This is a genomic window from Streptomyces sp. col6, from assembly GCF_008042035.1.
Taxonomy (GTDB): Bacteria; Actinomycetota; Actinomycetes; order Streptomycetales; family Streptomycetaceae; genus Streptomyces.
The window spans coordinates 12,241-36,263 of record NZ_RDBL01000012.1 but is presented as its reverse complement, the minus strand read 5'-3'; the positions used below and the strand labels follow the sequence as shown (position 1 = coordinate 36,263).

The 24,023-nt window shown below is 71.8% G+C and carries 17 protein-coding genes and 2 pseudogenes; 6 read left to right on the top strand and 13 right to left on the bottom strand.

Going from position 1 to position 24,023, the window contains the following annotated elements; translation table 11 throughout:
- Positions 1-145: 145 nt before the first annotated feature.
- Complete coding sequence (locus tag EAO73_RS15930) at positions 146-1,210, top strand: tetratricopeptide repeat protein (RefSeq protein WP_147972212.1); 1,065 nt, start codon at positions 146-148, stop codon at positions 1,208-1,210.
- Positions 1,207-2,253: a polyprenyl synthetase family protein gene (locus EAO73_RS15925; protein WP_147972211.1), complete on the top strand. Its 1,047-nt coding sequence runs from the start codon at positions 1,207-1,209 to the stop codon at positions 2,251-2,253. The genes EAO73_RS15930 and EAO73_RS15925 overlap by 4 nt, the downstream gene beginning before the upstream one ends.
- 45 nt (positions 2,254-2,298) lie before the next feature.
- On the opposite strand, the gene EAO73_RS15920 is transcribed toward EAO73_RS15925, so the two are convergent.
- Positions 2,299-2,739: a DUF2000 domain-containing protein gene (locus tag EAO73_RS15920; RefSeq protein ID WP_147972210.1), complete on the bottom strand. Its 441-nt coding sequence runs from the start codon at positions 2,737-2,739 to the stop codon at positions 2,299-2,301.
- An 89-nt stretch (positions 2,740-2,828) separates the two neighbouring features.
- Between EAO73_RS15920 and EAO73_RS15915 the strand changes: the two genes are divergently transcribed.
- A complete protein-coding gene (locus tag EAO73_RS15915; RefSeq protein ID WP_147972209.1) occupies positions 2,829-3,632 on the top strand; it encodes an AraC family transcriptional regulator in 804 nt (267 codons plus the stop codon).
- A 10-nt stretch (positions 3,633-3,642) separates the two neighbouring features.
- Here EAO73_RS15915 and EAO73_RS15910 read toward each other — a convergent pair whose 3' ends face one another.
- The 4 genes from EAO73_RS15910 to EAO73_RS15895 all read right to left on the bottom strand — a co-directional run bounded on the left by EAO73_RS15910 (position 3,643) and on the right by EAO73_RS15895 (position 7,225).
- Positions 3,643-4,152 carry a mycothiol transferase gene (locus EAO73_RS15910; RefSeq protein WP_147972208.1) on the bottom strand — a complete coding sequence of 170 codons (510 nt, stop codon included), beginning with the start codon at positions 4,150-4,152 and terminating at the stop codon, positions 3,643-3,645.
- Positions 4,153-4,249: 97 nt separating this feature from the next.
- The gene (locus EAO73_RS15905) at positions 4,250-6,427 is read right to left on the bottom strand and encodes a discoidin domain-containing protein (RefSeq protein ID WP_147972207.1); all 2,178 of its coding nucleotides are present in this window, start codon (positions 6,425-6,427) and stop codon (positions 4,250-4,252) included.
- A 136-nt stretch (positions 6,428-6,563) separates the two neighbouring features.
- Entirely contained in the window at positions 6,564-6,884 is a 321-nt protein-coding gene (locus tag EAO73_RS15900; RefSeq protein ID WP_147972206.1) for a YkvA family protein, read from the bottom strand.
- A gap of 86 nt (positions 6,885-6,970) precedes the next feature.
- The gene (locus EAO73_RS15895; protein WP_147972205.1) at positions 6,971-7,225 is read right to left on the bottom strand and encodes a WhiB family transcriptional regulator; all 255 of its coding nucleotides are present in this window, start codon (positions 7,223-7,225) and stop codon (positions 6,971-6,973) included.
- A 221-nt stretch (positions 7,226-7,446) separates the two neighbouring features.
- Between EAO73_RS15895 and EAO73_RS15890 the strand changes: the two genes are divergently transcribed.
- Complete coding sequence (locus EAO73_RS15890; protein ID WP_147972341.1) at positions 7,447-9,504, top strand: SpoIIE family protein phosphatase; 2,058 nt, start codon at positions 7,447-7,449, stop codon at positions 9,502-9,504.
- Between the two features lie 45 nt (positions 9,505-9,549).
- On the opposite strand, the gene EAO73_RS15885 is transcribed toward EAO73_RS15890, so the two are convergent.
- A complete protein-coding gene (locus EAO73_RS15885; protein WP_147972204.1) occupies positions 9,550-10,011 on the bottom strand; it encodes a hypothetical protein in 462 nt (153 codons plus the stop codon).
- 128 nt (positions 10,012-10,139) lie between these two features.
- On the opposite strand from EAO73_RS15885, the gene EAO73_RS15880 reads away from it, so the two are divergent.
- Positions 10,140-11,042, top strand: coding sequence for a carbohydrate kinase family protein (locus tag EAO73_RS15880; RefSeq protein WP_147972203.1), 903 nt, complete (start codon positions 10,140-10,142; stop codon positions 11,040-11,042).
- A 44-nt stretch (positions 11,043-11,086) separates the two neighbouring features.
- On the opposite strand, the gene EAO73_RS15875 is transcribed toward EAO73_RS15880, so the two are convergent.
- A complete protein-coding gene (locus EAO73_RS15875) occupies positions 11,087-14,086 on the bottom strand; it encodes a carbohydrate binding domain-containing protein (RefSeq protein ID WP_147972202.1) in 3,000 nt (999 codons plus the stop codon).
- A gap of 233 nt (positions 14,087-14,319) precedes the next feature.
- Complete coding sequence (locus EAO73_RS15870) at positions 14,320-14,919, bottom strand: TetR/AcrR family transcriptional regulator (protein WP_147972201.1); 600 nt, start codon at positions 14,917-14,919, stop codon at positions 14,320-14,322.
- 157 nt (positions 14,920-15,076) lie between these two features.
- Between EAO73_RS15870 and EAO73_RS15865 the strand changes: the two genes are divergently transcribed.
- Positions 15,077-17,368, top strand: a complete 2,292-nt coding sequence (locus EAO73_RS15865; RefSeq protein ID WP_147972200.1) for a glycoside hydrolase family 3 N-terminal domain-containing protein — start codon at positions 15,077-15,079, stop codon at positions 17,366-17,368.
- A gap of 27 nt (positions 17,369-17,395) precedes the next feature.
- Here EAO73_RS15865 and EAO73_RS15860 read toward each other — a convergent pair whose 3' ends face one another.
- The 5 genes and pseudogenes from EAO73_RS15860 to EAO73_RS15840 all read right to left on the bottom strand — a co-directional run.
- Positions 17,396-18,940 carry an MFS transporter gene (locus EAO73_RS15860; RefSeq protein ID WP_147972199.1) on the bottom strand — a complete coding sequence of 515 codons (1,545 nt, stop codon included), beginning with the start codon at positions 18,938-18,940 and terminating at the stop codon, positions 17,396-17,398.
- Positions 18,941-19,052: 112 nt separating this feature from the next.
- The gene (locus EAO73_RS15855; protein ID WP_147972198.1) at positions 19,053-21,368 is read right to left on the bottom strand and encodes an arylsulfatase; all 2,316 of its coding nucleotides are present in this window, start codon (positions 21,366-21,368) and stop codon (positions 19,053-19,055) included.
- Positions 21,365-22,297: a formylglycine-generating enzyme family protein gene (locus EAO73_RS15850; protein WP_412074601.1), complete on the bottom strand. Its 933-nt coding sequence runs from the start codon at positions 22,295-22,297 to the stop codon at positions 21,365-21,367. Before EAO73_RS15850 ends, EAO73_RS15855 begins: the two co-directional genes overlap by 4 nt.
- Positions 22,294-23,133 (bottom strand): annotated as a pseudogene (locus tag EAO73_RS15845) (ATP-binding cassette domain-containing protein); the annotation flags it as partial. The pseudogene EAO73_RS15845 and the gene EAO73_RS15850, both read right to left, overlap by 4 nt.
- A 32-nt stretch (positions 23,134-23,165) precedes the next feature.
- Positions 23,166-24,014: pseudogene (locus EAO73_RS15840) on the bottom strand (FUSC family protein); the annotation flags it as partial.
- Positions 24,015-24,023: the final 9 nt, after the last annotated feature.

The window sequence follows — 24,023 nt, the reverse complement described above, 5'->3', positions numbered from 1 at the left end:
ACAGCAAGGCGGCACGCCGCACACACGACGACCCTCGCCCCACCCCCCTGAGCACGGACCGGAACACCGGCCCACTATGCGCTATGTGTATACATGCACTGCATAGTCATGCCCGGGACGGCCCGTGCCCGCGCGAAAGGCACCCATGCACAGCAAGGCACTGGCGCCCGAATACCAGGGCGCCCTCACCAAGATGTCCGTGAACGCCTCCCTCACGGACGTACTCGCCGAGGGCGTACGCCACTTGGAGGAGGCCGAGCGTGCCGGATCCGCCCGGGAAGTGGCGCGCGCCGGTCTCGCCGTGGCCGAGGCGCACCGCAGGCTCGGCCAGGTGCGGGAATCCGACCTCGCGTGGAAGGCGAGCTACCGCGCCGCACGCTCGGCGGACGACGCCGGGGCGATGGCCTGGGCCCTGTGGAGCGGCGGCACGCTGGCCCGCCAGCGCGGGCGGCTCCGGCTGGCCTTCCGGCTCCTGGGCCTGGCCGCGGACATGGGCAAGAAGGGCGGGGACGTCGTCGCCCGGGGCTACTCACTCGCCGGCCTCGCGGAGACCGGGCGCATCCAGGGCGACTACGGGACCGTCGCCGCGCTGCACGAGCAGCTGCTCGCCGAGGCCCGGGTCCGCGGCGAGGCGCGTCACACCGTCTGGGCCCTGGAGGGCATCGCGCAGATCCACCGCAACACCGGATCCTTCGACACCGCCCTGGAGATGTTCGAGGAGGCGGCGCAGCTGGCCGGTGACGCGGACGACCGGCGGGGCCGGGCCTGGGCACTGCGTGGCATGGCCGACATCATCTCCGTCCGCGACAACGACCCGGACCGCGCCCTGGACCTGCTCGCGGAGGCCGAGGTCACCTGCCGCGAGATGAGGTTGTCGAGCGCCCTGGCGTACAACCACAAGATGCGCGCCAATGTGCTCTACCGGGCCGGACGTCACGAGGAGGCCCGGCAGGGCTATGCGGGGGCGCTGGAGGAGTTCCGGGCGATGGCGGAGCCCCGGGGCGAGGCGCTGGCGCGGCTCGGGCTGGTGAAGTCGCTCGCCCGGCTCGGGCGGGACGCCGGGGAGACGGCCGCCGATCTGGACGCGCTGCGGGCCACGCTCGACCGGATCGGGCTGCTCAACGCCCGCGACATGGTCGACCGGGCGTACGCGGAGCTGGGCGTGGAACCGGCCGGGGACACGGCGGCGGACGCGGGCGGCGGCCGATGACGTCTCCCACGGCCTCCCCGGCCACCGCACCGCGGATCCTGGCCCGCTGCCGCGCCCTGGTCCGCCCCGCCCTGTCCCGGGCTGTACGCCAGCTCCACCCGTGGCACGGCGAGATCACCGCATTCTCGCTGGGGTGGGACGGGGTGGACGGCGGCGATGTACCGGGCGCGCAGGGCAAGGGCGTACGCCAGGCGCTGGCGGTGCTCGGCGCGGAGGCCGTCGGGGCCCGGGCCCGGGACGCGGTCCCCGGAGCGGTCGCCGTCGAGCTGATCCACACCTTCTCCCTGCTCCACGACGACATCATGGACGGTGACGAGACGCGCAGGCGGCGGGCCACCGCCTGGAAGGCCTACGGAACCGGTCCGGCGGTCCTCGCGGGGGACGCGTTGTTCGCCCAGGCGGTGCGCACCCTGACCGACGCGCCGGGCGGGCAGTGCGTGCCGGCGGTGCGGCTGCTCGCCGGAACCCTCACCGACCTGGTGCACGGCCAGGCCGACGACCTGCTCTTCGAGTCGCGACCCTGGACCGGTCCCGACGCCGTGCGGCCGCACGAGTACCGGCTGATGGCCGAGCGCAAGACCGGTGCGCTGCTGGGCTGCGCCACCGGTCTGGGCGCCCTGCTCGGCGGGGCGGGGCGCACGGAGGCCGACGCGCTGGCCGCGGCGGGACGCCACCTGGGGGTGGCGTTCCAGGCGGCGGACGATGTGCTGGGTATCTGGGGCGATCCCGCGGTGACGGGCAAGCCGGTCCACGGCGATCTCGGGCGCGGCAAGAAGACCTACCCGGTGCTCGCGGCGCTCGCCGCCGGCGGACCGGCCGCGACGGAGCTGGCGGCGCTGCTGCGCGGCGGCCCGCTCGACGAGGACGCCGCAGGGCGGGCCGCCGCGCTGGTGGAGGAGGCCGGCGGGCGGGCGGCCGCCACGGCGGAGGCGCACCGCCACCTGGAGCGGGCGCGGGCCTGCCTGGAGAGCGTGCCGCCGGCGCCCGGTGCCCTGGAGGAGATGCTCACGCTCTTCCCGTACGTCGTGGACCGCGCCCTGTGACGCCACCGCGCCGCCCTCTTCAAGGCGGGCGGCGCGGACGCGTCCTCACCGGTGCATCGACGCCCCCTTGAGAACCTTGTCCACGGCGTTGCGGGGGCCGTGCACCGCGATCCCGACCAGGTCCAGCGCGTCGCGGTGCACCGCGCGCACCGCGGCGCGGTTGTCGCGGTCGTTGCCCGTCGCAAAGAGGTCCGAGGTGAACACCGACAGGGCCACGCCCCGGCCGACCGCACGGGTGTGGGCGGTGGTGAGCATCTCCTTCGTCCCCTCGAAGACCATGACCGGCTGGCGGAACATCGGCAGGTACGGGGTCTCGTCCGCGTCGGCGTAGGGCTCGCCGATCACCTCGGGGGCGACCGTGCCGAGACCGCTGACCAGGAAGGCCGTGACGTTCAGCCGCTGCCAGGTCTCCAGGTCGTTGCGGAGCAACACGGCGATCTTGGTGTCGAAGCGGACGGGAGCGGGGGCGGTGGTCTCAGCTGTCATGCCCCGAGCCTGCCCGGCCGCCCGCCGGCCGGTCTTGTACGAACTTTGCGCATCGGGGCGCGCGGCGCCCCCGGCGTACGATCGGGCGCATGGCCGCAGCACGTCCGGAGATCACCGCCTGGTCCCCACCGGTGGCGGGGATCGCCGAGGTCTTCCACGCGCACTTCACCGACCACGCCTACCCCATGCACACGCACGACGCCTGGACGCTGCTCGTCGTGGACGAGGGCATGGTGCGCTACGACCTGGACCGCCATGAGCACGGTGTGCTCACCCACACGGTGACGCTGCTGCCGCCGCACGTTCCGCACAACGGCGAGGCGGCCACCCCCGAGGGCTTCCGCAAGCGCGTGCTGTACCTGGACACGGACCAGGTCGACGAGCGGCTGATCGGCCGGGCGGTGGTCAGCCCCGTCGTGCACGACCGCGCGCTGCGCGACCGTATCGACCGCCTGCACCGCAGCCTCGCGGGTCCGGGCGACGAGCTGGAGGCGGCGAGCCGGCTCGCCCTGGTCGCGGACCGGCTCGAACAGCATCTGCGCGACCGCGCCGACTCCGCCCCGTACGTCCACGACGGCAAGCTCGCGCACCGGCTGCGCGAACTGCTCGACGCCACCTATGTCGAGGGCATCACGCTCCAGGAGGCGGGCGCGCGGCTGCACGCCCACCACGCCCATCTGGTACGGGCGTTCAGCCGCGAGTTCGGCATGGCACCGCACCAGTACGTCACGGGCCGGCGGGTCGATCTGGCGCGGAGGCTGCTGCTGCGCGGGCTCCCGGCCTCGGCCGTGGCCGCGTCGGCGGGCTTCTACGACCAGTCCCATCTGACCCGCCACTTCAAGCGCATCGTGGGCACGGGGCCGGGGCACTACGCCCGGACGCGCAGGGCGTGAGCACGGCGTCCTAGCGGCGTTCCAGCACTCCTCGCACGAAGGCGGCCTGGCCCGCGTGCTGGAGGTCGTCCGAGAGGACGCTGACCAGTCGAACCCCGAGGGTGACGGGCGGGTTCCACGCCTCGTCGACGACGCGGTCGAGCGCGTGTCCCTCCAGGTTCCGGATGAAGGCCAGGGTGTGCTCGTGGACGGCGTCGTAGTAGCCGAGGAGCAGGTCCGCCGAGCCCACGCGGACGGCGGCGACCTCCTTGGGGCTCTGCCCGTACCCGGTGGCGTCGTCGGGGAAGGGCAGGTCGAATCGGCCGGCCCAGTCCTGTGCGGACCAGAGCTGTTCGGTGCCGGCCGCGTCCGCGATGTGGTCGTCCTGGACGCGGGTCAGATGCCACACCAGCCAGGCGATCGAGTTGGTGCCGTCGTCGAGCCGGGCGTGCAGGTCGTCGGGGCCGAGGCCTTCGACGGCCGCGTGCACGGTCTGCTGGATGCGGGAGTAACCATCCGTCAGGATGTCAGCGACGTTCATATGTTCACCATGGCCGCTGCCCCGCCCGGGGGCGGCCACCGACACGCGCCGGGGCGGGTGCCGGCGGGGACGTACCCCGCCGGCACCCGCCCGGTGCTCAGCTGTAGATACCGAACTCCCAGAGCGAGTAGCCCCAGGCCGTGCCCCGCTGGGTGAGGTTGAGCTTCACGTAGCGGGCGGTCTGCGCGATGTCGAGGTCGTCGGCGTCGCCGTCACCGCTGGTCGTGGTGTACACCGACCGCCAGTTGCTGCCGTCGTCCGAGACCAGCACCTCGTAGGACCTGGCGTACGCCGGGTCCCACACCAGCTGGAGGTGGCGGAAGGACTTCCGCTCCCCCAGGTCGACCTGGATCGACTGCGGGTCGCTCCAGTCGCTGGCCCACCGGGTGTCCAGCCGTCCGTCGGCCGCCATCGCCGCGGTGCAGGGGCAGCCGCTGCTGCCGGCCTGGGCGGAGGAGGCGGTGGCGGGGCGGCCGAGCGCGATGTTGGTGCCGCTGACCGGGGGCACCACGACCTTCACCGACTTGGTCTCGATGCCGGCGTTGCCGTGCCCGTCCTCGGCCTGGATGTACACCTTCCACACGCCGAGGCGCGCGGGCGCGGTCACCGCGAAGGTGCCGTTGCCGGTGGACCGCCAGGCGGCCTCGACCAGGGCCTTGTCGCCGGTGGCGTAGTTGCCGCTCAGGTAGATCTTGTACGTGACCGGGTCGTTGTCCGGGTCGCGGACGTCGGCCCGGACGGTGAACTCCTTGCCCGCGGGGGCGCCGCCGGCGTTCTGCACCGTCATGTTGCTGATGACGGGCGGGGTGTTGTCACCGGCCGTGGAGCCGCTGTACGCCTTCTTCAGGGCGTAGTACGAGAGCCGCTTCTTGCCGTCCGGCACCACGTTGAACCAGACCCCGCCGAAGTCGTGCTCCGTGCCGTAGTGGAAGAAGGTGGCGCCCAGTGCGACGCCCTGGTGGGCGGTGACGCAGTTCCACGCCTTGGTGTAGCCCTCGGCCTTCTGTACGTCGGTGGGCTCGTCCGGGACGCCGTTGGCGTCGTCCGGGACCTCCCACTCACCGGCCGGGCCGCCCTCGGTGATGATGTAGGGCTTGGTGTAGCCGCCGGACTCCCAGGCGGTGCGGACCCCGCAGATGTCCCCGTAGGAGTTCATCGAGTACAGGTCGAGGTCCGGGGCGTTGCGCTTGTAGTAGGGCCAGGCACCGGTCCAGGCGTCGGTCGACGTCACCGGGTGGTCGGGGTCGATGGTGTGGATCTTCTTCGCCACGTCGTTGACGAAGGTGGTGTACGCGTTGCGCTGCTTCTCCAGCTCGTCACCGCTGTAGCAGTTCTGCAGCCCGAGCACCGACTCGTTGCCGACGTTCCACATGAGCACACCGGGGTGGCTCTTGTACGTGTCGACCCACTTGGCGAACTCGGTGAGCGACGAGGACTTGTAGGCGTCGTCGGTCACGTAGTTGACGCAGCCGCCGCTGCCCGGACCGCCGCCCGGCTGCAGCCAGAAGCCGCTGACCACCCGGATGCCGTTGGCCGCCGCCGCGTCGAGCAGCGGTTTGGAGGTGCCGTCGGTGCCCCAGGTCCGGATGGTGTTGACGCCCATGGACTTCAGGTCGGGCAGGTAGCGCGCCGCGTCGTTGACGGACGGGCCCCAGGTCAGTCCCTTGACCTGGTAGGGCTTGCCGCCGACGGTGAGCTGCCAGTTGCCCTGCGATCCGGTGACGCGGACGGCGCCGCCGGTGCCCGGGTCCGGGTCGGAGGGGCCGGTGGTGCCGTACACCTGGAACTCCCACAGGGAGTAGCCGTAGCCGCCGGGGCGGGCCGTGCCGTACATGCGGACGTAGCGGCCCGAGCCGCTGACCGCCAGTTCGTCGGTGCCGCCGTCGCCGTTGGTGACGGTCTTGAGGGTGCGCCAGTCGGTGCCGTTGTCGGAGGCCTCGATCCGGTACGCCTTGCCGTAGGCGGCCTCCCAGGTCAGGACGACCCTGCTGAGGTCGGCGGTGGCGCCCAGGTCCACCTGGAGCCACTGGGGGTCGCCCCACTCGCTGGCCCAGCGGGTGCCCGTGAGGTTGCCGTCCACGGCGGCCGATGCCGCGTAACCGGCGCCCTCCGACGAGGAGGCGGTGGCGGTCTTCCCCTGCGACAGCAGGGATTCCGCGGCCCGTGCGCCGGTCGCGGTCAGCATGACCAACGAGGACGCGATCAGGGCGAGAAGGGTGATCAGCAGCGTGCCCGTGCGGGGTCTCACGGGCAGGGCTGAACCGGCTCTGTGCACATTCTCTCCTGGCGGAAGAGTGCGGGACGGGGATCCCGCGGCGGGTTGGGAGAGCGCTCTCCCAGGAGAGTGACGTGTACCCGTCCAGCTGTCAACGATCAGAACGTGCCGGGTTCCCCGGAATGTGCGTATGGGGCTACGGAACGAGGCTGCGACCGGTGTCGGCCGCCTTCTCCGGACGGACACCGACCCCCGCGGCCCGCGCCGCGGAGTGCAGCGAGCGCAGGGCCAGCAGGAGGAAGCCGATGTCGTCGAGGTAGACGGGATCCGGCAGCAGGTCGACCGGCGACACGGTGTACAGCACCGCCGCCCAGACCAGCGCCTTGTTGTGCAGCGGGACACCGGCCTCGGCCAGCAGTTTCCTGGCCTTCAGGACCCGCACCACCAGGACGCCGGCGACAGCCAGCATGAGCAGCACGAGAACCGCGCCGACGATGATCCAAGCCTTGGTGTCCATGCTTCATCCTCCACCAGCGAGCCGGTGAAACGCTATGAAATCGGGCATGTGCCGCTGTGACACTGCCCTCGTGCCCGTCGGCGGTCTCATCCGGAACGGTGGCTCTGACGGCGGCTGCGGCGCTTCAGGGCACGCCGCTCGTTCTCGCCCAGACCGCCCCAGACGCCGGAGTCCTGGTTGTTCTCCAGGGCCCATCGCAGGCATTCCTCCTGTACGGGGCAGCGTCGGCACACCGCCTTGGCCTCCTCGACCTGGACGAGCGCCGGTCCGGTGCTCCCGATGGGGAAGAACAGGTCCGGGTCCTCGTCGCGGCAGGCCGCGTGCATGCGCCAGTTCTCCATGGACTCTCACTCCTGACGGTCGTGTACGTCGCGTTTGCCTCGGTACGCTGCGGGTGACCGGCATTTCGCCTCCGAAACCCCCGAAGGCCGTCCCGTTCGTGTCCCGTCGCCTCCTTCGAAGCTGCGGGGGCGGTGGCTCAGGGGCGACCATGGGAGACGGCGGGCGTGCGTCGGGCACGGTGGCGGCATGGGAAGGATCGTCCGTGGGCGGCACTGATGACATGCGGAACGACTGGGGCGAGGTCCGCCGCGCGGGCGCGCGCCGGGCGTCCGAGAGCGGTCTGCTCGACGTCCTCGGCGTCGCCGCGCTCGTCCTGGACACCCAGGGCCGCATCGTCCTCTGGAGCCCGCAGGCCGAACGGCTGCTGGGCTACTCCGCCGAGGAGGCGCTGGGCCAGTTCGCCGCACGGGTGCTGGTCGACGAGGAGCAGTTCGAGCTGGTGCTGGGCCTCTTCGGCCAGGTCATGAGCAGCGGCGAGGCGTGGGCGGGGGTCTTCCCCGTACGCCACAAGGACGGCACCACCCGGCTGCTGGAGTTCCGGAACATGCGGCTGCAGGACGACCGGGGCGACTTCTTCGCCCTGGGGCTGGCTGCCGACGGGGAGGTGCTGCGCCGGGTCGAGCGGGATCTCGCGCTGTCCGTGGGCCTGGTCGACCAGTCACCGATCGGTCTCGCGGTGCTGGGCCCCGATCTGCGTTTCATGTCCGCGAACGCCGCGCTGGAGCGGATGGACGGCATGCGCGCCGGGGAACACCTGGGCCGGCGCATGGGCGAGGTGCTGCCGTTCCTCGGCTGGAAGGGCATGGAGAGCGCCGTGCGCGAGGTGCTGGACAGCGGTGTGCCGCTGGTGTCGCACCAAGTGGTGGGCCGAAGCCCCACCGCCCCGGAGAGCGACCGCGCCTGGTCGGTGTCGCTGTACCGGCTGGACGACTCCGGTGGCCGGGTGCTGGGCATCGCGGTGTCGCTGATCGATGTCACCGACCGCTACCGGGCGGCCGCCGAGGCGGAGCGGGCCCGCCGGCATCTGGCGCTGATCGCCGACGCCTCGGTGCGGGTCGGCACCACGCTCGACCTGGAACAGACGGCCCGGGAGCTGGCCGAGGTCACCGTGCCGCAGCTCGCCGACGTCGCCGCGGTGGATGTGCTGGACAGTGTGCTCAAGGGGCGCCCGGGTTCGAGCGAGGGCCCTCTCCTCATCCAGGCCCTGGCCGTCGTCGCCGCCCGGCCGACCCCCGTGGTGGAGGCGGCCGACCCCCCGGGCCGGGCCGCCCACTACGGCGCCGACCGTCTCGTCACCCGGTGCGTGCGGACGGCCCGGCCGGTCCGGGAGCCGTATCTCGACGCGGAGAAGCTCGCCCGCATCGCCCGGGACGAACGCTCGGCGGCCCTGCTGGCCGAGGCCGGTGCCCACTCCTACCTGGCGGTGCCGCTGATCGCCCGGGGCGAGGTGCTGGGCGCCATCGACCTGATCCGGACGGACAACCCGCTGCCGTTCACCGCCGAGGACGAGGCGCTGGCGGCCGAGCTGGCCAACCGGGCCGCGGTGGGCATCGACAACGCCCGGCTCTACCGGCAGCAGCAGGAGACCGCGCTGACGCTCCAGCGCAGCATGCTGCCGCGCAACCACCACGACCCGGTGGGCCTCGATGTGGTCTCCCGCTACCGGCCGGCCGCCTCGCGGTACGAGGTCGGCGGGGACTGGTTCGACGTGATCGGGATGCGGGGCGGCCGGACCGCCCTGGTGGTGGGCGATGTGATGGGCAGCGGGATCAACGCGGCCACCACGATGGGCCGGCTGCGCACCGCCACCCAGACGCTGTCCCGGCTCTCCCTGGAGCCCGCCGAGGTGCTGGGCCACCTGGACGAGATCACCGCCGGTCTCGACCCGTGGTTCGCCACCTGTGTCTACGCCGTGTACGACCCGGGCGCGGGGCGATGCCGGGTGTCCACCGCCGGGCATCTTCCGCCGGTGCTGATCCCGGAGGGCGGCGCGCCGGTGCTGCTGGATCTGCCGGCCGGGGCGCCGCTCGGGGTGGGCGGGGTGCCGTTCAGCGACGTCACGGTCCCGCTCGGTCCGGGCGACCGGCTGGTCCTGTACACGGACGGGCTCGTGGAGACCCGCGAGGACGACATCGACAGCAGGCTGGAGACGTTGCTCGGGCTGCTGCGGACCCCGGACGCGACGCTCGACGCGACGTGCGACCGGCTGCTGCGGGAGCTGCGGGACCCGGACGACCACGACGACGTGGCGCTGCTGATGGCCCGGGTCCACGCATGACGGCGGGCGGCGGCGCGTGCTGCGCCGCCGCCCGCCGCGGTGGGGTCAGCGACAGCACCCGCGCCGGGTGCGGCACTTCCCCGAGGCGTGGACGCGGTGGCCGCCGGCGCCCAGGAAGCCGAGGCCGATGCCCAGCATCCAGGAGTCCTTGGCCAGTGCGATCCCGTCCTGCGTCGGCCGCAGGCTGCCGGGCTCCCGCATGCCGGGGGTGCGCAGATAGAGACCGAAGAGGCCGCCGGAGAACCCGGTGAGGGCGAGCCCGGCGAGCCTGGTCGGCACGAACGGGGCCAGCAGGCTCGCGCCGACCGCGATCTCGGCGTAGGCGAGCAACCGGGTGAACTTGGCGGGTTCCAGCTTGCCGAGGAACGGATAGGCGTTGGCGGCCATTCCGTGCAGCCCCTGGGCGGTCGCCTCGTCGGCCTTCAGCTTGCCGAGGCCGGAGTTCAGGATGAACGCACCGGTGGCCAGGCGCGGCGGGATATCGCGCGGTTCGGGCAACGGCATCATGGCGTGAGCCTCCACACATCAGGTTGTCGGCCCCCGGTCGAGCCTAGCCAGCGGGTGTCCCGGGCGCGCGTCGAGAGGCCGGGGCGGTGGGCGATACTGGGCGCGGCGGGAACACGAGAGGGGGCTCAGTGGTCCGACAACAAGCAGAATTCGACGTCGTGGTGGTCGGCGGCAGCGGGGTGGACACGATCGTCCGTGTCGATGCCCTGCCGGTCCCGCTCGCCGACGCGGTCATGGTCGGCCCGATCCAGGAGTGGCCCGGTCAGACCGGGGGCAATGTGGCACTCGGCGCCCGCGCGCTGGGGCTCGACGTGGTGTTTCTCGACTGCGTCGGTGACGACTGGATCGGTACGCAGGTGCGCGAGCGCCTGGCACATGGCGATGTGGAGTTCCACGCGGTGATCTCGCCGGCCGGGACCCGGCGCGCGGTGAACCTGGTGGACGCGACAGGCCGGCGGATGTCGTTCTACGACGCCCGGGACCCCGAGGACCTGCGGATGCCGCGGGACTTCTATCTGCCCCGGCTTCAGCGGGCCCGGCATGTCCATCTGTCGATCACTAACTTCACCCGGTTCCTGTACGACGACATCGAGGCGCTGGGCGTGCCGGTCTCCACGGATCTGCACGACTGGGACGGACTGAGCGAGCACCAGCGGGAGTTCGCGCTCCGGTCCGATCTGGTCTTCTTCAGCGCGGCGACGACGGGCGAGCGCGCCCCCGCGCTGATGCGGGAGATCCTGCGCTTGGGCCGGGCCACAACGGTGGTCGCCACGGCGGGCGCCGGGGGCGCGTACCTCCTCACGCGCGACGGCGGTGAAGAGCCGGTGCACGTCCCGGCGGTCGTGCCGCCGGCCCCGGTGGTGGACAGCAACGGGGCCGGCGACGCGTTCGTCACCGGCTTCCTGTACGGCCGGCTCGACGGCCGGAAGCCGTTGGAGTGCGCCCGGCTGGGGGCGGTCGCCGGTGCCTACGCCTGTACGGCCCCGGGTTCGACGGCCATGATCGGCCGGGCGGAGCTGCTGGGCGCGTAACGGTGTGCGGGTGCCCCGGCTGCCGGGGCACCCGCACGGTCGGACTACTTCAGGTAGGGACCCGCGGTGCCGATCTTGCCGGGGCCGTTGAGCACGTAGACGCGCATGTTGCCCTTGCCCGGGGCGTCGACGGTGAGCTTTCCGTCGGTGACGACCCGGGTGTCGCCGGTGACGGCGTCCTTGTAGGTGCCGTTGGGGATGCCGGTATACGAGGCGCCGCCCGTGACGGTGACCAGGGCGAAGCTGTCGGTCGTCCCGCTGGTGTAGCGGCGCTTGTACGCCATCTGGCCCGTGATGCCCTCCGTGGAGTACTGGCCCATCTGCAGGGCGGGAACGGCACGGCGGATCTGGTTGAGCCGCTGGAGGTGCTTGACCAGGGGCTTGGCGAGGGTGTTGGCGACCTCGCCGGACGCGGAGTCGACCTGGGAGAACTCCGAGGCGGTGACGCTGCCCGCGAGGTGGTCGCCGTAGTAGGCGCGGCCGGTCGTGGCGAGCGGGCAGGTCGGGCCGCAGTCGATCTTCTTGCCGGCCTGGAACTCGATCTCCGAGCCGTAGTAGAGCGTCGGGATGCCGCGGAACGTCCACATCAGGGCCATGTTCTCTGCCCAGGCGTCGGTGCCGCCCGCGTAGCGCTCGCTGCTCTTGTTGGGCCCGTAGTCGTGGCTGTCGACGTAGACGACGTTGTAGGTCGCGTCGTTGGTCGAGTCGTCGGAGTCCTTGCCGTTGTTGTACGCGTTGGTGGCATCACCGAAGTTCATGTGCATACGCATGTCGATGATGTTCATTCCGGAGAACCGGCTGTGGTCCGGGGTGTGGTACGTGTTGCCGTCGAGGAAGGCGTTGGTGGAGGTCGGCTGATTTCCGGTGCCGAGCTGCTCCTCGTAGTCGTACATCTCCAGCGCGGCCTTGGCGTCGTCGGCGTCGTACTCCTTGCGTTCCTTCCAGGTGAAGAACTGGGCGGAGTGGTTGACCGAACCGCGGTTCCACTTGTCGTTGACGAACGCGCCGACCTCTCCGAAGACAAGGAAGTTCTTCGCGGCCTCGGCACCGAACCGCTGGGTGACCCGCTCCTGGATGGCGGGCAGGAAGCGGCGGTTCCAGGTGGTGCGCGGGATGTGCACCGCGGTGTCGATGCGGAAGCCGTCCACGCCCATGTCGATGTACTTGTCGTAGGCGCCGATCAGGTAGTTCTGCACCGGGGCGGACTCGGTGTTGAAGTCGGCCAGGTCCTCGTGCAGCCAGCAGGAACGGGAGTCCTCGCCCTCCCAGTTGCCGAGCCAGCAGGTGTGGTAGTACGCCTTGGGGAACATGCCCGATGTGGGGTTGGGCCACTGACAGTTGTAGATCGTGTACCCCTCGGCGGACTTCCCGCCGGTCGGCTTGCCCCAGTTGAGGCAGGTGTTGCCCGAGGGTTCGGCCGTGGACCACATGTCGCCGTTGTAGTAGGACTTGCCGCTCTTGGACTCGACGGTGAGTCCGTCGTACTCGAAGCCCTCGTTCTTCTCGTCGTAGTACCAGCTCCACTGGGTGTCGCGGACGCCGTAGACGGTGGGGGTGAACAGGCCCTTGGCGCCCCAGCGCGAGGAGTGGTTGTAGACGACGTCCTGGTAGATCTTGATGCCCTTGGCGTGGGCCGCGTTGATGAGGTCCTGGTAGGAGGCTCCGGCGGACTCCAGGCGGGGGTCGACCTTGTAGAAGTCGTACCCGTGGTACCCGTGGTAGTCGTAGTCGGACCGGTTCAGGACGACCGGGGTGATCCAGATCGCCGAGAAGCCGAGCCCCTTGATGTAGTCGAGCTTGTTGACCAGGCCCTTGAAGTCGCCCCGGAACATGGGGTCGTTGTTGGCGGCGTTGCCGGACTTGACGTCCTGGCTGCCGCCCCGGTTGTTGCTCGTGTCCCCGTCGTTGAAGCGGGCGGTGAGGACGAAGTAGATGGGGTCCTTGCGGGGGTCGGTACCGAGCGGTGTGCCCTGGGCCGCCGCCGGCGGTTTGTCACCGGTGGTCGCCTTCGCCGGTGCGGAGGCGGCGGAGGTGTTGCCCGCCGCGTCGATCGCCTTGACGGTGTACGTGTAGGCGGTGTTCTCCTCCAGGCCGGATTCGGAGAGCACGGTGGACGTGACATCGGTGACGACGCTGCCCTTGGTGCCGCCGGTGCGGGTGACCTGATACTTCGTCACCTCGGTGTTGTCCGTGGAGGGTTCCCAGCTCAGGACGACCGCCACGCCGTCGGCCTTCGCCGTCACTCCGCCCGGTACGGTCGGCGCCTCGGTGTCGGCGGGTTCGGCGGCGCAGGGGTCCCCGGCGTCCTTGACGACCGCCCGGTCCTTCACGGTGCTGCGGCCGGCCGGGATGGTGTAGTCGCTGCCGTTGTTGTTGTCCCAGACACCGTTGCCGTTGTTGAACGCGGCCTTCATCGAGGTCGCGGAGCCGAGGTCGACCGTCTTCCTCACCCAGCCGGTGCAGGCGGGCTCCATGCCGACGCCGGGCACGGCCGTCCAGGAGCCGCCGGCGGGCTGGTAGTGGAGGTTGGTGGTCGTCCAGCCGACGGTGGCGGTGGAGTAGTACACCGACGCGGTGTGCGCCTCCTCGGTCGGAGTGGGGCTCGGGTCGGGGTCACCGCTGCCCGCGCACGGGTCGCTGTGGGCGACCACGCCGTCCTTGACCGTGATGTTCCCGCTGCCGAGGTCGTAATTCTTGCCCCCGTTGTTGTCCCAGACGCCCGAACCGTTGTTGAAGGTGGCCTGGATTCCCGCGGCGCCCGAGAGCGGGACCGTCTTCTTGACCCAGTCGGTGCAGGCGGCCTCCATGACCACACCGGGCACGGTGGTCCACGCACCGCCGTCGGGCGCGTAATGCAGGTTGTAGGCGGCCCAGTTCTTCGTCTTGGTGTAGTAGAAGACGGTCGTGGTGGTGTCGGAGGACGCGACGGGCCGTGCGTCGAGGCCGGTGCCCTGCGGCAGCGCGGTGAGCAGTCCGCACACTGCGGCGGCGGCAGCGGCGGACGCCAGGGTGCGTCTCAGCAGCCGGTGAGGATTGCGTTTCATGGTGTCTCCAGGGAAGGGCCACGGCGGCGGCGAAGCCGTGGCGTCCGAGGCGCGGGAAAGTGGGGACCCGCGCCGTCCCGCCGGAGACCCTGACGCGCCTCAAGGTCCGAGCAAACGGGGAATCGTCCGCCTGTAAAAACAGCCGGAATGTTGCTGCAATCTTTTGCAGCAAGGAAGTTACCGGCACATGACAACCCCGTAAAGAGGTGCGGCGGCCCCGACCGCGGACCCGCTCAGAAAGGAACCGTCAACTGCGCCTGTACGTGCGCCTGGAGGACACCGGCCATGTCGGTCGTACCGCCGCTCAGCAGCCACTGGGTCTGCAGGCCGTCCATCAGCGCGATCAGCTGCTGGGCCGCCTCACCGGGGTCGATGTCCTCGCGCAGCACACCCTTCTCGCGGGCCTCCGTGTAGGAAACGGCCGTGGACAGCAGCGAGCTGCGGTACCGCTCGACGAAGTACGCGTGGGCCGGGTGCTCGGCGGAGGTCGCCTCGGCGGACAGGACACAGAACAGCTCGACGATGCCGCGCCGCTGCGCGTTGAGCGCCGCGAGGCCCACCAGCCGGCGCAGCCGGTCGACACCCGTGGGGCGGCCCGCCTCCAGCCACTGGCCGTCCACGGCGTCGCGGTGTTCCAGGACCGCGAGCAGCAGCGACTCCTTGGTCGGGAAGTGGTGCAGCAGTCCGGGATGCGAGATGCCGCAGCGGGTGGCGATCACCCGCAGCGAGGCGCCCCGGTACCCTGCCTCGCCGAACATGGCCATGGCCTGATCGAGGATCTCCTCGCGTTTGGCCCGGCCCTTGGCGTAGCCACGCCGCTCCTCACCGGTCACTCGGCACGCTCCCCGGTCGTCTCGGCAGGCACCGCTGCGTAGGTTTGCATATTACTTACTTACCACTAGGTCGGTATTCGGCGTACGGTGGTCCCCGGAGCGCAGCCTCCGCGTACCGCCCGATGAGTACGTCGCCGACGTCGTGAAAGGAACTCCCGTGGGCTCCTCCCTGCCCTATCTCGACCCCCGCCTGTCCATTCCGGAGCGCGTCGCCGACCTGCTCGGCCGGATGACGCTGCCCGAGAAGGTCGGCCAGATGCTCCAGCTCAACGGCAAGGACGGGGTGCGGCAGCACATCGAGGACATGCACGCGGGCTCGATCCTGCACGCCTCGCCCGAACGCGTCCTGGAGGCCGCCGAGCTGACCCGGCGCACCCGCCTCGGCATCCCCCTCCTGGTCGCCGAGGACTGCATCCACGGCCACTCGTTCTGGGAGGGCGCCACCATCTTCCCCACCCAGCTGGGCATGGCCGCGAGCTGGGACCCGGAGCTGCTGGAGCGGGTGGCGCGGGCGACCGCCGTCGAGGTGGCGGCGACCGGCGTGCACTGGACGTTCTCGCCGGTGCTGTGCATCACCCGCGACCTGCGCTGGGGCCGGGTGAGCGAGACGTTCGGCGAGGACCCGTTCCTGATCGGCGAACTGGCCTCGGCGATGGTGCGCGGGTACCAGGGCGAGGGGCTCGACGACCCGACCGCGATCCTCGCGTGCGCCAAGCACTTCGCCGGCTATTCCGAGACCCAGGGCGGCCGGGACGCGAGCGAGGCCGACATCTCGCGGCGCAAGCTGCGCTCCTGGTTCCTGCCGCCGTTCGAGCGGGTCGCCAAGGAGGGCTGCCGCACGTTCATGCTGGGCTATCAGTCGATGGACGGCGTCCCCATCACCGTCAACAACTGGCTGCTGGGCGAGGTGCTGCGCGGCGAGTGGGGCTACACCGGCACCCTGGTGACCGACTGGGACAACGTCGGGCGCATGGTGTGGGAGCAGAAGGTGTACGCCGACCACGCGCAGGCGGCGGCCGCCGCGGTCCGGGCGGGCAACGACATGGTGATGACGACTCCGGACTTCTTCGAGGGTGCGCAGCAGGCCGTGGCGGGCGGGCGGCTCGACGAGGCGGACATCGACGCGGCGGTCGCACGCATCCTCACGCTCAAGTTCGAGCTGGGCCTGTTCGAGAACCCGCGCCACCCCGACCGGGCCCGGCAGGAGGCGGTCATCGGCAGCGCCGGGCACGCCGAGCTGAACCTGGAGGTGGCCCGCCGCTCGCTGGTGCTGCTGGCCAACGACGGCACCCTGCCGCTGGACGGCGGTTTCACGGCCGGGGCGGACGGGCGCGCGGTCGCGGACACCGCCGCGCCGCCGCGTACGGTCGCCGTGATCGGCCCCAACGCGGATGACGCGCAGACCCAGCTCGGGGACTGGGCGGGTTCCTCCGGCCAGGCGGACTGGCTGCCCGACGGCCATCCGCGCGCCATGATCCGTACCGTGCTCGACGGCTTCCGGGAGCATGTGCCCGCCGGCTGGACCGTCACCCACGCGCGGGGTGCCGACATCCTGACGGTGGGCCCGGACCCGGAGGGTGCCTTCTTCCCGGACGGGCAGCCGCGCCCCGAGATCGTCATGCCGTGCGAGCCGTCCGAGGAGCTGATCGCGGAGGCGGTCGCCGCCGCGGAGGCCGCCGATCATGTCGTCGCCGTGGTGGGCGACCGCATCGAACTGATCGGTGAGGGGCGCTCGACCGCGACCCTGGAGCTGATCGGCGGACAGATCGCGCTGCTGGACGCGCTCGCCGCGACGGGCAAGCCGTTCACCGTGGTGGTCATCAGCTCCAAGCCGCTGGTGCTGCCGCCGTCGGCGTACCGCGCGGCGGCCATCGTCTACGCGTTCAACCCGGGCATGCTCGGCGGTCGTGCGGTGGCCGAGCTGGTCCTCGGTCTCGTGGAGCCGTCCGGGCGGCTGCCCGTCTCCTTCGCGCGTCACGCGGGCCAGCAGCCCACGTACTACAACCAGCTGCGCGGCCAGCACGGCACGCGGTACGCGGACCTGACGCAGCGGCCGGCGTTCGTGTTCGGGGAGGGCCTCAGCTACACGACCGTCGCCTACTCGGACCTGGAGGTGCTGACCGACGTCCTGGGCGCGGGCGACACCCTGCGGGCGCGCGTCGTCGTCGGCAACACCGGTGAACGCCCGGCGCTGGAGACCGTACAGGTGTATGTCAGCGACTCGGTCACGTCGGTGACGTGGGCGGAGAAGGAGCTCAAGGCCTACCGGCAGGTGCCGTTGGCCCCGGGCGAGTCGCGCGAGGTGGTCTTCGAACTGCCGGTGTCCGTGTGCAGCCTGGTGGACGCGGAGGGCCGCCGGGTCGTCGAGCCGGGGGCGTTCGAACTGCTCGTCGGTCCGTCGTCACGCGACGACGACCTGCTGCGGGCGGGTTTCACCGTCAAGGGCTGACCGGCCGCGCCGGCGGGCGGCCGGGGATCACGGTCCCGGCTGCCCGCTGCCGCGCAGCCGTTCCAGGTCGGAGGGGCGGACCTGGATGACGAACAGCGCGATCAGGGCCGCGGCGACGGCGAAGGCAGCCGCGGCGAGGAACGCGGTGGAGACGCCGGATGCCAGGACCTGGTCGCCCCAGTGCCCCGGGAGCTGCCCAGTCCTGCGGAACTGCGCGAGCTGCGCCGGTGTCGCCTCGGCCATGAACTTGGGCACCTGGTCGGTCGCCTCGTTGCGGCTGGCCGTGCCGAAGACGGTGACCAGGATGGACAGGCCGAGCGATCCGCCCACCTGCTGGGTGGTGTTGAGGATGCCGGAGGCCGCGCCCGACTCGTGGGGCTCGACGCCCGAGAGCGCCATCAGCGTCAGCGAGACGAACTGCAGGCCCATGCCGAGGCCGAACACCAGCACCGGGCCCAGGAGACTGCCCAGGTACGTGCTGTGGACGTCGGTCTGCGTGAGCCAGCCGAGTCCGACGGCCGCGAGGACCGCGCCCGTCACCATGAAGGGCTTGGGACCGAAGCGCGGCAGCAGCCGGGAGGTGAATCCGGCGCCGATCGCGATGATGACGCTGACCGGCAGGAAGGCGAGGCCCGTGCGCAGGGGGCTGAAGCCCAGGATGTTCTGCACGAAGAGGGTCAGGAAGAAGAACATCCCGAACATCGCCGCCGCGAGGCTGAGCATCATCCCGTAGGTGCCGGCGCGGTTGCGGTCGCGGAACATCCACAGGGGTGTGATGGGCTGCCGGGACCGGCTCTCGATGGTGATGAACAGGCCGAGCAGCACCACCGCCGCGGCGAACGCGACCAGGGTCAGGACGTCGCTCCAGCCCTCCTCGGAGGCCCGGATGAAGCCGTAGACCAGGCACACCATGCCCAGCGTCGCCGTGAGCGCGCCGATGACGTCGAAGTGGCCCGGGTGGCGTTCGGACTCCTGGATGAAGCGGCGGGTGGCCAGCACGATCAGGATGCCGATGGGCACGTTGACGAAGAAGATCCACCGCCAGTCCAGCCACTCCACCAGCACACCGCCCGCGAGCAGCCCGATGGCGCTGCCGCCGGCCGAGACCGCCGCGAACACGCCGAACGCCCTGTTGCGCGCGGGCCCTTCACGGAAGGTTGTCGTGATCAGCGCGAGCGCCGTGGGCGAGGCGATGGCGCCGCCGACGCCCTGGAGGGAGCGGGCGGCAAGCAGTTGCCAGGACTCCTGCGCGAGGCCGCCGAGCAGGGAGGCGAACACGAAGAGGGCGACGCCGGTCATGAAGACCCTGCGCCGCCCGAGGATGTCTCCGAGCCGTCCGCCCAGCAGCAGCAGACCGCCGAACGTCAGTGTGTAGGCGTTGATCACCCACGACAGGTTCTCGGTGGAGAAGCCCAGTGCGGTCTGGATGTGCGGGAGGGCGATGTTCACGATGGTGATGTCGAGAACCACCATCAGCTGGCAGGAGCAGATGACCAGCAGGGCGATCCCGCCGCCTCGACCCTTCCTGGGGGTTTCGGTGGCCTGCGGAGGTGTCGCTGAGGAGTCCGTCATCGGATCATCGGCCGCTCGTGCTGGCAGTGAACGCGGTCGTTCACTCCCCCGACGTTAGACCCGCCCGCGGGCCGTCGCCAATCGATCTCCGGTACGGCGACGGCCCCCGCGGTCACTCGAACGCCGCCGCGGCCTCCTTCAGCGCCTGCGCGACGGCCTCCGGCGAGTCGGGGCCGGGCTCTCCCGGGATGTAGGTCACCGACCGCAGCCGGCCCCGGTAGCGGAAGGAGCGGTGGCGCTCGAACAGCGGCCAGGAAACGGGCGACTTGCGGTCGACGCCGACGCTGATGCCCTGGAAGGGGGCCATCCCGATGAGCTGGTGGACGCTGGGCGGGGTCGCCCGCACCTCGCCGTCGACATCGATCGTGAAGGCCCAGCGCAGCCCCTTCTCGGCGGTGGCCACGAGCCGGACCAGGTGCTCGCCGGGTGACAGCGGCCCGGCGTCGCTCTCGTGGAGCACGCCGTACTCGTTGTACGCGAAGTGCAGGCGGCCGTCCTCCACGTACAGGCTGTAGCCGCCGCCCTGGTCACCGTGCGAGACGAGCACCCCCTCCCCCGTCTCCTCGACGGCGACGGTGACCTCGAAGGAGCGCAGCGAGACCAGCCGCGAGGAGCGGTAGCGCTCCAGCTCCGGGGTGCCGGGCAGCAGGGTCAGCGGACGCGACAGCCGGCGCTCGGCCGGGTTGCGCCGGGCGAGGGCGCCGCTGCCGTCGGGGAGCGGGAAGACCCCGTTGCGCCAGGCCGCCGTCTCCCAGGCCGCCGAGAGTTCCTTGACCAGGTCCGGGTGCTCGGCCGCCAGGTCGTGGATCTCGGTCGGGTCGGTCCTGATGTCGTACAGGGCCCACTCGGAGTCGTCGTAGGGCGCGCCGGGGCGGTGGAGGGTGACGAGCTTGTGCCCGTCGCGGTAGTAGCTGCGGTTGCCGGTCATCTCGCAGTACTGCTCGGGGTGGGTGGAGAGGTGGTCCGGGTCGGTGAGCACCGGGCCGAAGGTGACGCCGTCCGGCTCCTGGAGCGTGACGCCCCGCCGCTGCTCCGGCCGCTCCAGACCGGCCAGCTCCAGCAGGGTCGGGGCGATGTCGGTGACGTACTGGTACTGCGGGCGCACCCCCGGGGTGAGCCGTCCGTCGCGCGCGCCCCGGTGCCAGGACAGGACGAACGGGACACGCACCCCGCCCGCGTAGGTGTGGCCCTTGTAGAGCCGGAAGGGGGTGTTGGACGCCATGCCCCAGCCGCACGGGTAGTGCACCAGGCTGCGCGGGCCGCCGATGAGTTCGGGGTCGCGGTCGACGTCGGGGGTCCAGTCGCCGGGCAGTGCGGGGTGGTGGACGAATCGGCTGAAGTAGGAGCGGGTCCCCTCGGCGCCGCCCTCGCCGGTGCCTCCGTTGTCGGAGGTGAAGACGATGATGGTGTTGTCGAGTTCGCCGAGCGCGTCGAGGGTCGCGGTGAGCCGGCCCAGGTTCTGGTCGATGTTGTCGACGAGTGCCGCGTACACCTCCATGTAGCGGGCGTACAGGCGCTGTTGCTCCTCGGTGAGGCTGTCCCAGGCGGGCACGTCCTGCCCGGCCTCGCTGTTGCGCTCGGGGAGTTCGGTGCCGGGCGGGAAGAGACCGTCGGCGATCTGGGCGGCGAAGCGGCGTTCGCGCAGCGCGTCCCAGCCCTCGTCGTAGCGTCCCCGGTGGCGGGCGATGTCCTCCTCCTTGGCCTGGAGGGGGCCGTGGACGGCGTTGTGCGCGAGGTAGAGGAAGAAGGGTTTGTCCGGGTCGTGGGCGCGCAGCGACTTCACCATGGAGATGGCCTGGTCGGTGATGTCGTCGGTGTAGTAGTAGTCGTCGGGGAGCTCGTCGATGTCCAGCGGGCTGTTGTCGCGGACGAGCTGGTGCGGGTGGAAGAGGCTGGTGAGGCCTTCCAGGACGCCGTAGTACTGGTCGAACCCCTTGCGCAGCGGCCAGTTGTCGCGGTCGTCGGCGGCGTTGGACGCGGAGTCGCGGACGAGGTGCCATTTGCCGACGGCGTAGGTGGCGTAGCCGGAGTCGTGGAGGAGTTCGGCGAGGGTGGGGATGTCGTCGGCGATCTCCATGCCGTAACCGGGGAAGCCGGGGTCGGAGTTGGCGACCATGGCGTAGCCGACGCGGTGCGGGTTGAGGCCGGTGAGGAGGGCGGCGCGGGCCGGTGAGCACAGCGGCATGGTGTGGTAGTTGCTGAGGCGTACACCGTCCTCGGCCAGACCGTCCAGGACGGGTGTGGCGATCTCGGAGCCGAAGGGGCCGATGTCGCTGTAGCCCATGTCGTCGACGAGGACGACGACGATGTTGGGTGCCTTCTCCCCCGGGGTGCGGGGCGCCGGCCAGGCCGGCTCGGAGGCGGCGAAGGTGCGGCCGATCCGGCCGGGGAAGCCGTCGTATGGGTCGCGGCGGGTGCTGGTGGTCATCGGCGGGTGGCTCCGTGGTGGGTCGGGGCGGGCGGGGTGAGGTCGCGGGCGCAGCGGAAGCCGCCGTGGCCGGTGGAGGAGTCGGGGCTGTTGTGGGAGCGGGCGGCGACGCGGTAGCGGTTGCAGTACGAGGCGTGGCACAGGTAGGAGCCGCCCCGGATGACGCGTTCGCCGGGTCCGAAGGCGTCGGCGCACCACTCCCAGACGTTGCCGGAGGTGTTGTGGAGGCCGTAGCCGTTGGGGGCGTACGCGGTGACGGGGACGGTGCCGGTGCGGCCGCCCGGACGGTCCGAGCGGTGCGGGAAGGTGCCGCGCCAGATGTTGCACATCTCGCTTCCGCCGGGGGTGAGTTCGTCGCCCCACGGGTAGCGGGCGCCGTCGAGTCCGCCGCGGGCGGCGTACTCCCACTCGGCCTCGGTGGGCAGGCGCAGCCCGGCCCAGTCGGTGTAGGCGCGGGCGTCGTCGTGGGAGATGTGGACGACGGGGTGGTCGGCCCGGTCCCCGAGCCCCGAGCCCGGCCCCTCCGGGGCGTTCCAGCAGGCCCCCTCGACGCCGAGCCACCAGGGCGCGCCGGGCACCCGGCCGATGACGTGGCGTGCGGCGGCCGGGGCGAGGAGCAGGTGGAACACGTAGGAGCTGCCGTACCGTTCGGCGTCGGTGCGGTAGCCCGTGGCGTCGGCGAACAGGGCCCAGTCGGCGTTGCTGACGGCGGCGATGTCGATGGCGAAGGGGGCCACGGTCACCTCGCGCACGGGCCCTTCGCGGTCGGCGGGGTAGCCCTCCCCGAAGGCGTCGCCCATCCGGAAGACACCGCCGGGCAGTTCGGCCATCGCCCGCCGCGCGAGGGCCGACGGCGGGCCCGCACGGCGCACCGACGGCAGAGGCAGTACGCCGGTGCAGGGGCGGCCGGGCGTGCAGCACGTGCTCACGCGAGCGCCCCCGTCTTCTCGGCCTGCTCGCTGCGGGCCGCCGGGGGTACGGGTTCGGGCGCGGCGGCGAGCAGGGCGCGGGTGTACGGGTCGCGGGGGTGGTCGCACACCTCGTCGGCGGTGCCGGTCTCCACGATGCTGCCCCGGTGCATCACGGCGATGCGGTGGCTGACCTGCCGGACGACCGCGAGGTCGTGGGCGATGAAGACGAGGGAGAGACCCAGGTCGCGCTGGAGGTCGGTGAGCAGGCCGACGATCTGGGCCTGGACGGACACGTCGAGCGCGGAGACGGGTTCGTCGCAGATGAGGACGGAGGGTGCGGGGGCGAGCGCGCGGGCGATGCCGATGCGCTGGCGCTGGCCGCCGGAGAAGGAGCGCGGGTGGCGTCCGGCCACGGCGGGGTCCAGGCCCGCCAGCTCCAGGAGCTCCGCCACCCGCGCCCGGCGTGCGTCGCGGTCGCCGATGCCGAACGCGATGAGGGGTTCGGCGACGATCTCCCCCACGGTCATCCGGGGGTTGAGCGAGGCGTACGGATCCTGGAACACCATCTGGACCTGGCGGCGCACCCCGTGCAGCGCGCGCCGGGAGGGCCGGGTGACGTCCTCGCCGCGCAGCCGCAGGGTGCCGCCGTCGGCGGTGTGGGCGTGGGCGAGAATCCGGGCCAGGGTGGACTTGCCGGAGCCGGACTCCCCCACGATGCCCAGGGTCTCGCCCTCCCTGAGCGTCAGCGACACCCCGTCGAGCGCGGGCACCCCGCGTCGCCGGGCGCCGCGTCCCCCGTACGTCTTGGTGAGCCCGTCCGCCTCCAGGACGACCGCGCCGGGTGCGGGGCGGTCGTCCTGGAGGCGGACGGGCTCACCAAGACGTACGGGGGACGCGGCCCCACCCCGGCACGCCGCGCCCTGGAACGCCTGGTCGTCCACGCCGAGACCTCGGTCCTGGGCAGCGCGTCGGCGGGGTCCGCCGCGCTGCCCAGGACCGAGGTCTCGGCGTGGACGACCAGGCGTTCCAGGGCGCGGCGTGCCGGGGTGGGGCGGCCGGCGGCGAGGAGGGTCTGCCAGGCGGCGTGCACGGCGGTGACGGCGGCGCGCCGGGTGGCGTGACCGGGGGCGGCGGCGTGCGCGGCGGCGGCGTTCAGGGCGCGGGCGGTGGCGCGGCGCTCGGGTCCGTCGCGGCGGACGAGCGCGGGGGCGACGACGGCGACGAGCCAGGCGACCGCGCCCGCGCCGAGCGTGAGGGCGAGGTGGCCGGGGACCTGCCCGAGCGTCTGGGGGACGAAGAGGGCGGCGGAGCTGACGAAGGTGAAGATCACCGGTCCGGGCGGGCCGATCCGGGTCGCGTCGCAGAGCAGCTTCTGCGTGGCGGCCAGGAGCGCGCCGACGGCGATCAGCACGGCGGCCGATCCGGTGAGCGAGGCGACGACGAGGGCGGCGCCGAGACCGGCGGTCATGCCGAGCACCACCCCGGCGACGGTGCCGGCACGGCGGGCGTACGGGAGGTTGTGGCCGTACAGCGCGCAGAGCGAGCCGGCCATCGTGTACATCACCAGGTCGAGCCGGCCGAGGGCCAGCAGCACCAGGTTGGGTACGGCGGTGGCCACGACGACGCTGGTGGCGGGCTTGAACCACATGTCGGACGGCCGGTTCAGGCGCAGCGGGCCGGTCAGCGGGAGTCTGCGGACGGCGGACCTGGAGGACCTGATGGTTGTATCGCTCACTCATATACT